The 12,328-nt window shown below is 71.5% G+C and carries 9 protein-coding genes and 1 pseudogene; 4 read left to right on the forward strand and 6 right to left on the reverse strand.

Annotated features, from left to right (window positions below; translation table 11 throughout):
- Nucleotides 1-120: 120 nt before the first annotated feature.
- The 6 genes from ACGFZS_RS49260 to ACGFZS_RS49285 all read right to left on the reverse strand — a co-directional run bounded on the left by ACGFZS_RS49260 (nucleotide 121) and on the right by ACGFZS_RS49285 (nucleotide 7,729).
- On the reverse strand, nucleotides 121-1,626 hold the full coding sequence (locus ACGFZS_RS49260; RefSeq protein ID WP_393800761.1) for a ferredoxin: 1,506 nt from the start codon (nucleotides 1,624-1,626) through the stop codon (nucleotides 121-123).
- A gap of 265 nt (nucleotides 1,627-1,891) precedes the next feature.
- Nucleotides 1,892-2,887, reverse strand: a complete 996-nt coding sequence (hpaD, locus tag ACGFZS_RS49265; RefSeq protein WP_393800762.1) for a 3,4-dihydroxyphenylacetate 2,3-dioxygenase — start codon at nucleotides 2,885-2,887, stop codon at nucleotides 1,892-1,894.
- On the reverse strand, nucleotides 2,884-4,365 hold the full coding sequence (gene hpaE, locus ACGFZS_RS49270) for a 5-carboxymethyl-2-hydroxymuconate semialdehyde dehydrogenase (RefSeq protein WP_393800763.1): 1,482 nt from the start codon (nucleotides 4,363-4,365) through the stop codon (nucleotides 2,884-2,886). The genes hpaD and hpaE overlap by 4 nt, the downstream gene beginning before the upstream one ends.
- Entirely contained in the window at nucleotides 4,362-5,294 is a 933-nt protein-coding gene (gene dapA, locus ACGFZS_RS49275; protein ID WP_393800764.1) for a 4-hydroxy-tetrahydrodipicolinate synthase, read from the reverse strand. The genes hpaE and dapA overlap by 4 nt, the downstream gene beginning before the upstream one ends.
- On the reverse strand, nucleotides 5,291-6,715 hold the full coding sequence (locus tag ACGFZS_RS49280) for a fumarylacetoacetate hydrolase family protein (RefSeq protein ID WP_393800765.1): 1,425 nt from the start codon (nucleotides 6,713-6,715) through the stop codon (nucleotides 5,291-5,293). Before ACGFZS_RS49280 ends, dapA begins: the two co-directional genes overlap by 4 nt.
- Before the next feature lie 9 nt (nucleotides 6,716-6,724).
- Nucleotides 6,725-7,729: a ketopantoate reductase family protein gene (locus ACGFZS_RS49285; RefSeq protein ID WP_393800766.1), complete on the reverse strand. Its 1,005-nt coding sequence runs from the start codon at nucleotides 7,727-7,729 to the stop codon at nucleotides 6,725-6,727.
- A 115-nt stretch (nucleotides 7,730-7,844) separates the two neighbouring features.
- On the opposite strand from ACGFZS_RS49285, the gene ACGFZS_RS49290 reads away from it, so the two are divergent.
- The 4 genes and pseudogenes from ACGFZS_RS49290 to ACGFZS_RS49305 all read left to right on the forward strand — a co-directional run.
- A complete protein-coding gene (locus ACGFZS_RS49290) occupies nucleotides 7,845-9,449 on the forward strand; it encodes a PucR family transcriptional regulator (RefSeq protein WP_393800767.1) in 1,605 nt (534 codons plus the stop codon).
- Between the two features lie 136 nt (nucleotides 9,450-9,585).
- Complete coding sequence (locus ACGFZS_RS49295) at nucleotides 9,586-10,365, forward strand: class II aldolase/adducin family protein (RefSeq protein ID WP_393800768.1); 780 nt, start codon at nucleotides 9,586-9,588, stop codon at nucleotides 10,363-10,365.
- Nucleotides 10,366-10,484: 119 nt separating this feature from the next.
- Nucleotides 10,485-11,825, forward strand: coding sequence for an MFS transporter (locus ACGFZS_RS49300; protein WP_393800769.1), 1,341 nt, complete (start codon nucleotides 10,485-10,487; stop codon nucleotides 11,823-11,825).
- A 118-nt stretch (nucleotides 11,826-11,943) separates the two neighbouring features.
- Nucleotides 11,944-12,328 (forward strand): annotated as a pseudogene (locus ACGFZS_RS49305) (MBL fold metallo-hydrolase); the annotation flags it as partial.

Consider the following 12,328-nt stretch of genomic DNA (forward strand, 5'->3'; position numbering starts at 1 on the left):
GCCTCCTCTGCCGGGCAGCGCACACACTGCCCGGCAGAGGCACGGCGGCCCCCGTTCCCGCAGTGGGGACGCGGGGCGGAGCATCTGGGGCGACCGGGCATCCCCGATGCGTTGCGCCTGTCAGATTCTTTCGACGCGCAGGGCGAGTGTCGGGCACCGTCGCACCGCGAGTCGCGCCCGCGCGGCCAGACGCGGCGGGACCGCCGTGGCGGACAGGACCGGATAGCCGTCCTGCTCCATCCGGATCAACTCCGGGACCACATCGGCGCACAGCGCGTGTCCGTCGCACAGCGTCCAGTCCATCGTGAACCGTTCGGCCGTCTTCACTGCCTGCGGCCCCCTCGGCAACGGCAAGGCGCCCCCTACCGGCCGCCCGCAGCCGCTGCCCAGCGCATGCGCCGCCAGGTCGTCCGAGAACGTCGACAGCGCCGACAGGACGAACGTCGCCGACCTGTCCGGATGCGAACACCCGGGCCGGCCCCGGACCGCGGCCACCTGCTCCCGCAGCCGGTCTCGCATCGGAGCACCACCGTCGTGTACGACATCGTCCAGGGCCGTGGCGAGCGCCGACAGCCCCCGGAAGCAGGGCACGCAGTGCGAGACCCTCTCCGCAGCCAGCCAGTGCGCCGCTCGAGCCACCTCTCCCAGCGGGCACGTCTCCTCGGGTACCCGCGTCACAGAGCCCGCTCCGAACACGGCGCCCGCCGCCTCGATTCCGCGGCACGACATCAGAGCGACGTCGGCAGCCCGGCGGGGCAGGAAGGCTCCGTCGTAGCCGCCGAGCAGCACCGCTTGTCCGGCATCCGTTCCACAGCGTTCCAGCAGGGCGGCCAGGGGCGCTCCCAGCGGCGCCTCCACCACGGTCTGCACGGGCCCCTTGCCGCCCGACGTATGCGCGGTCACCGTCGCCAGGAAGGTTCCCGGCTCGCCCCGCTCCCCGAGCACGCCGAATCGCGCCGCGCCCATCCGGGCCGCGACCGCGAGTTGCGCCCATGTCTCCGTGTTCGAGAAGAGCGTCGGCACCCCTTCGAGGCCGCCTGCCGAGGCGTCACCCACTCCAGTGACGAAACGTTCCTGCGGTCGCATCACCCGTACCTCGGGTCCCCGGGCGCGTCGCCGCGGCTGCCGCTCGCCGACCGCGGCCTTCAGCGCGGCCGCTGCCGCCGGGTGGGACACCGCGATCACCACCTGCTGCGCGCCCAGCACCTCCGCGGTCAACAGCGCGCCGTCCAGAACCAGATGGGGCGCGCGGCGGAGCAGCACCTCGTCCTTGCGGCATGACGGATCGTCCTCCACCGCGGCGACGACGACCGCCGCGGTCAGTCCGCTTCGCCGGGCCGAGGCCATGACGGCGCGCAGCTTGCGGTGGAAGGGGAAGCCCGTCCGGTCGCGCCCCGGCAGGGCGATCTGCTCGGTGAGCGCGAGCAGATCGCGGAGCCCGAACTCGCCAGGGTCGGGGAGTGGGCCGTGTGCCGTCAGATGGGCGCTGTGGTCCAGATGCTCTTGAGCGCGTCTCGGCCGCAGGCCTGCGGTCAGGCGCGTGGCGTCGAGGCCCAGGGAGAGGACGGCCGGGACGGGATCGGGCGCGGCGGCCCGGGCGCGGCGCCGCGCGAACGGCGGGGTCACCAGGGCCGCCGCGCGGACGGCAGGGGCACCTCGGCCGCGTCCGGGAACAAGGACGGTGCCCCGAGACCGGCAAGGAGCCGATCGCACGGGACGGCGAGCGGCACCGCCGCCACGGGACACAGGAGCCGTGCGCTCGCAACGGTGTGGAGGGGCAAGGGGGGTCCTTCGTGCAGAACGGGACGAACACATCCCAGGCGTGGTGGGAACCGACCCGGCGGTGCGGCGCGCGTGGGGGAGGCACCACCGCCCGCCCGCCGGGCCGGCGTCAGCCGAGACCGTCGGCGCCGACCTGTACGGCCGACTCGTCGAGCAGGCCGTCGGCCACCGGCTGGAGAGCGCCGTCCAGGTCGAGCACCGGGGTGGCCTCCTTGTACCAGGACTCGATGACGGCGTTGCCCCAGAAGTCGCGGCGGCGGTCGTCGTGGACGTTCCAGCGGTACGTCTCGTGGTCCGGGTCGCCGGTGTAGTAGTCGGAGGTGTAGATCTCCACGCGGTGGCCGTCCGGATCCCGCAGATACAGGTAGAAGGCGTTGGACACGCCGTGCCGGCCCGGTCCGCGCTCGATGTGGTGCTCCTTGCGCACCGAGCCGAACAGGTCGGCGGCGCGCAGGACTTGGTGGGACTCGTGGGTGGCGACGCCCAGGTGGTGCAGGCGGGGTCCGGGGCCGCAGGTGAAGGCGACGTCGTGGACGGTCTGCTTGCGGTACATCCAGGCCGCGTACAGCTCGTGCTCGTCGCCCTCGATGGTCTCCGAGCAGCCGAAGCCCAGCGACTCGTAGTGGGCGTAGGCGGCGGGGATGTCGGGGGTGCAGATGTTGAAGTGGTCCAGGCGGGCGATCTCGGCGCCGTGGCGCAGGTCGTAACGCTGGATGAGGCGTTCGGCGCGCTCGATGTCGTGGAAGAACTCGACCGGGAAGCCGAGCGGGTCCACCACCCGCACCGCGTCACCGATTCCGGGTGTGCCCTCGCCCCCCTTCAGGCGTTTGACCGGACGGTCCAGTTCGGTGAAGAACTGCTCCGCCCTGTCGACGTCCTCCGGGGTGCGCACCCGGTAGGCGATGTGGTCGAGGGCGGCCCGCTCGCCCCGCCGCAACACCAGGGAATGGTGGGTGAGTTCGTCGGTGCCGCGCAGACAGAGGGTGCCGGGATCCTCGTACTGGACGTGGAAGCCGAGCATGTCGACCCAGAACCAGCGGGCCGCGCCGAGATCGGTGACGGCCAGCTGGGCGTAGGCGGAGCGGACGACATCGGGCGCGGTCATGAGCGGACCCCGAAGCGGGGGGTGTGCACCTGGCCGAGGGCCACGTGCACGATCTTCGACTCGGTGTAGAAGTCGATGGAGTGGGCGCCGCCCTCGCGGCCGACGCCGGACGCCTTGACCCCGCCGAACGGGGTGCGCAGGTCGCGCACGTTGTGGGAGTTGAGCCAGATCATGCCGGACTCGACGGCGTGGGCGATGCGGTGGCCGCGTTTGAGGTCGGAGGTCCAGATGTACGCGGCCAGCCCGAACCGGGTGGCGTTGGCCAGCTCGATCGCCTCGGCCTCGGTGTCGAAGGGGGCGACGGCGACGACCGGGCCGAAGATCTCCTCCTGGAAGATACGGGCGTCGCGCTCGACGTCGGCGAAGACCGTCGGCTGGAGGTAGTTGCCCCCGGTGAGATGGTCCGGGCGGGTGCCGCCGGCGACCAGCTTCGCCTCCTTCCTGCCGATCTCGACGTAGTTCAGTACGCGTTCGTAGTGCTCGGGATGGACGAGCGCGCCGACCTCGGTGGCCGGGTCGGCGGGCAGGCCCACCCGCACGTTCGCCGCCCGCTCGGCCAGCCGGCGGGTGAACTCCTCGTACAGCGGACGCTCCACGAGAACCCGGGAACCGGCCGTACAGCGCTCGCCGTTGAGGGAGAACACCCCGAACACGACGGAGTCCAGGGCGGCTTCCACGTCGGCGTCCGCGAAGACGACCGCAGGGGACTTGCCGCCCAGTTCCATCGAGGTGGTCTTCAGGTGCTGCGCGCTGGACCGGATGATGTGCCGGCCGGTGTCGGTGGACCCGGTGAAGGAGATCAGCGGCACGTACGGATGGTCGACCAGGGCCTGGCCGGCCTCCTCGCCGATGCCGTGGACGATGTTGACCACGCCCGCGGGCACGCCCGCCTCCGCGAAGATCTCCGGCCACAGGGACGCGGACAGCGGCGTCCACTCCGCGGGCTTGAGCACGAGCGTGCAGCCGGCGGCGAGCGCCGGGGCCAGCTTCCAACTTTCCAGCATGAACGGGGTGTTCCACGGCGTGATCAGCCCGGCGACCCCGACCGGAGTGCGCACGACATAGGAGAACTGCTCCTCGCCCTGCCGGAAGGCCTCCTCGCCGAGGGCGACGACCACGTCCGCGAAGTAGCGGAAGTTCTCCGCCGCCCGCCGCGCCTGGCCCTTCGCCTGGGTGACGGGCAGCCCGGTGTCGTACGTCTCGAAGGCGGCCAGGCGGTTGTGCCGGGCTTCGACCGCCTCCGCGATCCGGTACAGCACGCCCGCACGCTCGCGGTTCGAGATACGGGACCAGGCCGGGAAAGCGGCCCGTGCGGCGGTCACGGCCCGGTCGACGTCGGCCGCCGCACCGCGCGCGGCCTGCGCGTACACGGTGTTGGACACCGGATCCGAGACATCGAACGTGCGACCGTCGGACGCGTCGACGAGATCGCCGCCGATCCAGTGCCGGATGGTCGAGGGCAGGTCCGCGGGGGTCACCGGTCGGCTCCGATCTGTGCGGTGAGGTCGCCGCCTTCGGCGAGCAGCGCGCGGATCTTCGTCAGGCCCGCGTCGGTGGGAGTCGTCAGCGGCGGGCGGACGTGCGGGGAGGAGATGCGGCCCTGCCGCGCGAGCACCCACTTGGCGGGCGCCGGGTTGGTCTCGACGAACAGCAGGTCCACCAGCGGGTGCAGCCGGTAGTGCAGTTCACGGGCTCCGTCGAAGTCGCCGTCCTCCCACAGCTCGTACATCCGCGCGACCGCGCCCGGCGCCAGGTTGGCGACGGCCGAGACGAAACCGGCACCGCCGAGGGCGAGCAGCGGCAGGCACAGCAGCTCGATGCCGGACCACACCAGAAGGGAGGGGCCGCAGGCGTGCAGGATGCGGGAGAAGTGCTCGAAGTCCTTGGTGGTCTCCTTCACCCCGACGAAGTTGTCGAAGTCGGTGAACAGCCGCTTGACCGTCTCCGGGGCGATGTCGACGGCCGTGCGCGAGGGCACGTTGTAGGCGACGATCGGCAGGTCCGGGAACTCCCGGGCCACCGTCGCGTACCACTGGTACAGCGCCTCCTGGGTGGGCCGGGCGTAGTACGGCGTGATGACCAGGGCCGCGTCGGCACCCAACTCATGGGCGGCGGCGGTGAGTTCGATGGTCTCGCCGAGCTTGTGGGAGCCGGTGCCGGGCAGGAACGGCACCCGGTCACCGATCACCTCGACCGCCGTGCGCATGCCGGCGATCCGCTCGGTGACGCTCTGCGCGCTCGGCTCACCGGTGGATCCGCCCAGGGAGACACCGTGCGAGCCGTTGTCCAGCTGGAAGCGGATCAACGCGGCGAGGCTGTCGTGGTCGACCGCCCCTTCGTCGGTGAACGGTGTCACGACGGGGGCTATGGACCCGCGGATGACCGCCGGATCGCTGCGGAACTTCACTGTGAGTCTCCCTTGCACCAGTTCTCATAGGCCTCCCGCCAGGCCGGACCCAGCGGATACAGACCGTCGACGCTCTCGCCCGCGGTGACCTGCTCGGCGATGAACCGCTCCTGCCGCTCCTGCTCCCGGCAGTCGGCGACCAGCTCGGCGGCCAGCTCCGGGGGTACGACGACCACCCCGTCCGCGTCGCCGACGATCAGGTCACCGGGCTGGACGAGGGCGCCGCCGCAGGCGATCGGCACGCCGGTGTCCCAGGGGACGTGCCGGCGGCCGAGGACGGACGGATGGGCGCCGGCCGCGTAGACCGGCAGGTCCAGGTCGGCGACGGTGGCACTGTCCCGGACCGCGCCGTCGGTGACGATTCCGGTCGCGCCCCGCCTGGCCGCCCGCAGCGCGAGGATGTCGCCGAGCGTGCCGGCGCTCGCGTCGCGCCGGGCGTCCATGACGAGGACATGGCCCGGGCACAGTTCCTCGATCGCCCGTTTCTGGGCGTTCATGCCGGTGCCGTACCGCTGGAACAGGTCCTCGCGCAGTGGCAGATACCGCAGGGTGTGGGCGACGCCGACCAGGTTCGCCGAGGCCGGCCGCAGCGGTCGTACACCGTCGACGGACATGTGGGGCATGCCGCGGGCGCGCAGTTGGGCGCTGAGCGTCGCGACCGCCACCGAGGTGAGCCCTTCTCCGAGGGCCGGGTCCAGCAACGGGTGGGCGGTGCCGTAGGCGGCATCGCGCTCGGCCGGATCCAGCCGGGGCATCGCGCCGAACGGCTCCAGCGAGGGCCCGGCGATGACCGGGTTGGCCAGTCGTCCGGTCGACAACTCGCCCCCGGTGACCTCGACTTCGACCGTGTAGCCGGGCGAGACCACTGAGGCACCGGCCGGGGTACCGGTCAGGATCACGTCCCCGGGTTCCAGGGTGACCAGCCGGGACAGGTCGGCGACCAGCAGCCCGAAGGGGAACAGCAGCGTGTCGGTCGTGTCGTCCTGGACCAGTTCGCCGTCGACCCAGGTCCGCAGGCGCAGCGCGGCGGGGTCGAGTTCGGTGGCGTCCAGCAGGCGGGGCCCGATCGGCGTGAAGCCGTCCGCTCCCTTCGAGCGGAGGTTGGAGCCGCGGTCCGCGTAGCGCAGGTCGTACACGCCCGCGTCGTTGGCGGCGGTCACCCAGCGGACGTGCGACCAGCCGTCCTCCGGCGCCACGCGCTGTGCGCGGGAACCGATGACAAGGGCGATCTCGCCCTCGAAACCGAGGAGTTCGCAGCCGTCCGGCCGGACGATCGGCTCGCCCGTGCCGGACAGCGACGAGGGCGGCTTGACGAAGTAGGAGGGGTGGGCCGGGGCCCGCCCGCGTTCCCTGGCCCGGCTGGGGTAGTTCAGGTGAACGGCGATGATCTTCGACGGGGGAGTGCCCAGAGGGTGTGGCACGGAACTCCTTCAGGTGCCGGGCGTCCGGGCGTGGCCGCGGACGCGCTCGCGCAGGGCGAGCAGGCCGTGCACGGTGTCGAGGGAGGGGGCGGGGACGCCGGTGTGACGCGCGAGTTCGCGCACGGCACCCACGACGGCGTCGAGTTCGAGAGGGCGGCCGTGGTCCGCGTCCTGCAGCATCGAGGTCCGGAACGCGCCGAGTTCGCGGGCGACGGCCAGCCGCTCGTCGGCCGTCAGGGCACTGTCTATGCCCAGCGCGGCGCCGACGGCCGCCGTCTCCGCGAACATGGCGGCACACAGCCGACGTGTGTCGGGATCGTCGAGGATGTCCAGGACGGTGGCGCCGGTGAGCGCGCTGACGGGGTTGAGGTTGACGTTGCCCAGCAGCTTCTCCCAGATGTCCCGGCGGACGTCCACGGCGGGCTCCGGGCGGATGGCGCCCGCGGACAGCGCGGCGACGCACCGGGTGACACGGTGCGAGACCCCGCCCGCCGGGTCGCCGACGATCAACCTGCTGCCGCTGACGTGGGTCACCCGGCCCGGGCTGTCGACGACACTGCTGAAGTGCGCGACCCCGGCCATCACGCGCTCGGCGGGCAGCAGGGCCAACAGCTCTCCGTCGGGGTCGACCGAGCGCAGGACGTGGCCGGCCTTGGAGTACTCGACCGTGGACAGCAGCCACCAGGGGACCCCGTTGGCCACGACGAGGACGTCCGTACCGCGATCGATCCACGTCCGTACGGAGCGGGCCGCCGATAGCAGGTGCCGACTCTTGACGCACAGGACCACCAGATCCGGAACGGGAAGCCGCCAGGCGTCGTACGCCGTGGGGAACCAGTGGCGGTGCTCGGTCCGGGCCTCCTCGCCGCGCAGGGCGAGACCCCGCGCGGTGATCGCGTCGAAGTGCGGGCCCGGCCTGCCGAGGAGGGAGACCTCGGCGTCCGACGCGGCGAACGCCCCGGCGAGGGCGGCGCCGACGGCACCCGGGCCGACGATGGTGATCCGTTGTCCCATGGCAGCGAGCATGCGCTGCGGCGTCATCCACGACAATGTCGGTATCTACACTCGCGGCCGTCCTCTGATGTAGATTCCGCCATCGCTCCATTTCTCGCGTGCGGGAGGACCCCGTATGACCGCCATGCTCCTCGAACAGCTCGTCGTCGCTCTGCAGGACGACGTGGTCAGCGTGCTGTCGGAGGGCGCCGAGGCCGAACCACGGGTCGTCGGTGTCGAGTTGCTGGACTCTGCCGAGGTCGTGCGGGCGACCGCGGCCGGGCACCTGCTGCTCGGCGTCGGCGTGGACATCGCGGATCCCGGCGCGATGGACGCCGCCCTCCGGACGGCGGCGGACACCTCGTGCGCGCTCGCCGTCAAGTGTGCCCTTCCCGCGCGGGACGACCTGCTGGCCCGGATCCGCTCCACAGGGGTTCCCGTACTCGCCGTCAATCCGCAGATGCCGTGGACGCGGGTCCAGCGCCTGGCCACCTCCGTGCTGGCGGCGCGTGCGGTGGATTCCGAACCCGACGGCGCACGGACGGGCGGTGATCTGTTCTCCCTGGCCAATGCGGTCGCCGGCATCGTCGGCGGAGCGGTGGCGATCATGGACACACAGCAGATCATCGTCGCCTACTCGAACCTGCCCGACCAGCCCATCGACGAGATCCGGCGGCAGGGGATCCTCGGCCGCCGGGTGCCCGAGGACGCGATCGCCGATCACCTGGACCGCAAGGTGTGGACGAGCGAAACGGTCGTACGCCACCAGCGGTCCGGAAGCCTGCCGCGCATGGCCGTGGTCATCCGGGCGGGCGAGGACGTGCTCGGCTCCCTGTGGGCCGCGTTCCCCGACGACACCTCGGTCCCGGACTGCGGGCCCACCTTGCAGGAGGCGGCCCGGGTGGCGGCTTTGCACATGCTGGCGCTGCGCCGCCAGGTCGACGCGGAGCAGGAGAGCCGGGACCGCGCCCTGCGTTCCGCACTGGAGGGCCGGTCGGGGCAGAGCGGCCTGCCCGGCGGCGTCCGCCTCCCCGGTGTCCTGGCGGGGCTGAGCGAGGCGGTGCCCGCAGGCGGCGACACGGGCGACGCGGCGGACGCGGGTGTGGCGGCCCGGCGGCACGCCGCTCTGCTGCGGCTCGTCGATCTCGCCGTCCTCGACAGCCGTTCCCTCGGCTACGAACCGGCTGCGGCCCTGCTCGGCGAGCACGTCTACGTACTGCTGCCCGCCGCCGGTTCGGGGCGCGTGTCCACCGGCGTACTGCTGGACCACCTCCTCGACCGGGCCCGGCACAGCCTGCACCGCTCGTTCGTCGCGGTCGGCTCACCGACCGTGGGCGCGCTCTCGCCCCTGCTCAGGGCCCGCCGCGACATCGACGCGGCCCTCGACCACCTCCGGGAGCGGTGCGCGGATCCGGGTGCTTACCGCACCGAGGAGCTGCGGCCGGAGCTGGTGCTGCGGCGGCTCGTACGCGCGGTACGCGACGACGCGGAACTGCGCACCGGCATCGTGGAACGGCTGCGGGCGCACGACGCCGAGCACGCCACCGAGTACGCGGCCACCCTGCTCGCGTATCTGCGGCACTTCGGTGACGTCGTCGCGGCCAGCGGCGCGCTGCACATCCACCAGAACACACTGCGGTTGCGGCTGCGCCGGGCCGAAGAACTCTTCGGGGTGTCGCTCGCCGACCCGACACGACGTCTCCTGCTGACCCTGGAACTGACGGCCCTGACCCAGCCTTAGTGTCGGATCGCACAGCGCGCGGGCGCTTTTGATGGCGCCCTCGACATTGGCTGCCCACGGCTCACGCACCCATGCTCCTGCACACCGAGGTACGCCTCCCCCCAGCGGCGACACCCATGGATCAAGGAGTACGGCAGTGACCGTTCTGGACCTCCCCACGAGCACGAAGAAGCCCGCCGGTATGAGGGAGGCCGAGTGGCAGGCGCGGCTCGAACTGGCGGCCTGCTACCGGATCTTCGACCACCTCGGCTGGGTCGAGATGATCTTCAATCACATCACCGTGCGGGTGCCGGGCGAGGACGGGCACCTGCTCATCAACCCGTTCGGCCTGATGTACAACGAGGTCACCGCCTCGAACCTGGTGAAGATCGATCTCGACGGAAACCTGCTGTCCGATTCCGACTGGCCCGTCAACGAGGCGGGACTGCTGATCCACTCCGTGATCCACGCCGGCCGGCCCGACGCCCACTGCATCATGCACACCCACACCACCGCGGGCACGGGCGTCGCCTGCCTGCGCGGCGGACTGGACCCGGACAACTTCTACGCCGCCCAACTGCACGGCATGGTCGCCTATCACGACTTCGAGGGCGTCACCGTGGACCCCGAGGAGAAGCCACGCCTGGTGGCCGACCTCGGCGAGCGCAACCTGATGATCCTGCGCAACCACGGCCTCCTCGCACTCGGCCCTTCCCTGCCGGCCGCGTTCTCCGCCCTGTGGACGCTGCAGCGAGCCTGCGAGATCCAGCTGGCCGCCCAGTCCTCCGGACAGCCGCTGATGCCGGTGATGTCGCAGGCCGCGGTGCGCTCGACCAGGGAGTCCTTCCAGATGGGCGACCGCACACAGGCGGGGCGGACGCTGTTCACGGCGCTGCGCCGCCGTATCGACCGGATCGCCCCGGACTACGCCGCCTGACGCGGAGCCGCCGAACCCTCCCCGATCCCCACCCCTCACTGCTCCCCCCAACTGCTCACTCCCCACTGCTCACCTCTCCGCTCCGGGTCGACGATGACCCGCTGACGATCGGACCAGCCATGTCCCAGCCCTCAACGGCAACAGGCCGCCAGCACCGCACGGTCGCGCTGGCAGCCATGGCGGGCACCACCATCGAGTGGTACGACTTCTTCATCTACGCCCTGTGCACCGGCCTGGTCTTCGGCAAGGTGTTCTTCGAGGGTTTCGGCGAGGACTCGCTGATCATCTCCTTCGCCACCATAGGCATCAGCTTCTTCTTCCGCCCGGTCGGCGCCGCCGTGGCCGGCCACCTCGGCGACCGGCTGGGCCGCCGCGCGATGCTGATCGCCACCCTGGTGCTGATGGGCGTGTCCACCACCCTCATCGGCCTGGTGCCCACCCGGGACTCCATCGGTGTGACGGCCCCGGTCATCCTGGTCTTCCTGCGCATCCTGCAGGGCATGTCCGCCGGCGGGGAGTGGGGCGGCGCCGCCCTGATCGCCGTGGAACACGCCCCCACCGGCAAGCGCGGCAGGTTCGGCGCCTTCCCCCAACTCGGCGCGCCCCTCGGCCTGCTGCTCGCCAACGGCGTCCTCGCCCTGATCACCGCCCTCACCACCGACGAGCAGTTCCTCTCCTGGGGCTGGCGCATCCCGTTCCTGCTCAGCGTCGTCCTCGTCGCCGCCGGCTTCGTCATCCGCCGCCGGGTCGAGGAGAGCCCCGTCTACCAGGAGCTGAAGGACACCGGCGACCGCGCCCGCACCCCGCTCGCCACACTCTTCCGCCACCACTGGCCCCTGGTCGTCGCCGGAGCCCTGCTGTTCGCCGCCAACAACGCCGTCGGCTACATGACCACGGGCGGCTACGTGCAGGCCTACTCGGTCAACCACCTCAAGATCAACCCGACCACCATCCTGATCTGCGTCATGATCGCCGCCGTGGGCTGGCTGGCCAGCACCCTGGCCGGCGGCATCTGGTCGGACCGGATCGGCCGCATCCGCGTCTACCGCATCGGGTTCCTCATCCAACTCGCCTGGATGTTCCCGTTCTTCGCGCTGCTCAACACCGCGAACACCGGCCTGATCGTGCTCGGCCTCGTCCTCTACAGCATCGGCCTCGGCCTGACCTACGGCCCGCAGTCCGCCCTGTTCGCCGAGCTGTATCCCACCGCCGTCCGCTACAGCGGCGCCGCCCTGTCGTATGCCCTGGGAGCCGTCCTCGGCGGTGCGTTCGCCCCGATGATCGCCGAGGCACTGCAGACCAGCACCGGCACCGTCTACTCCGTCGGCGTCTACCTGGCGGCCGTCACCCTCGTCGGTCTCACCGTCACGTTCTTCCTCAAGGAACGCCGGGACACCCCCCTCACCGGCACCGAGGCCCACGCCGAGCAGCACGACGAACAGGCCACCGTCACCGCCTGACGGGCCGCCACCGACCGGCCGGAGGACTCCACCGGGCAGCCGAAGGCCGGTCCTGACAGGTGTAGATGATATATCAACTACACATCCCCCCGTCCCTCACCAGCCAGGAGCCACCCGAATGACCGATCCGACGGCCGACATGCCCCTTCCGGCGCCCTCCGAGGGTCCCCGCCACAAATCCCTCACGCGCCGCCGCTTCTGGCAGGTCGGCGCCGCCGTGGCAGTCAGCGCCGGTACGGCATCGCTCCTGCACGCGCAGTTCGCCGGTGCCGCGACCGCCGCCACCTCGCAGGACTACTTCGACCGTGCTGCCGAGCTGGCCGGCGACAACCCGATTCTCACGAACCTCATCACCGCGCTCACGTCCGGTTTCACCGTTCCGCATCCCACCGCGCTGGACCCGCTGAAGATCTTCGATGATGTCGCGGTGCTGAGCGTCGGCTGGGTGTCCGCCACGGCGATCCTCACCTCCGGCGGAATCATCCTCATCGACTCCCTCACCT

The sequence above is a fragment of the Streptomyces sp. NPDC048288 genome, assembly GCF_043201555.1.
Taxonomy (GTDB): Bacteria; Actinomycetota; Actinomycetes; order Streptomycetales; family Streptomycetaceae; genus Streptomyces.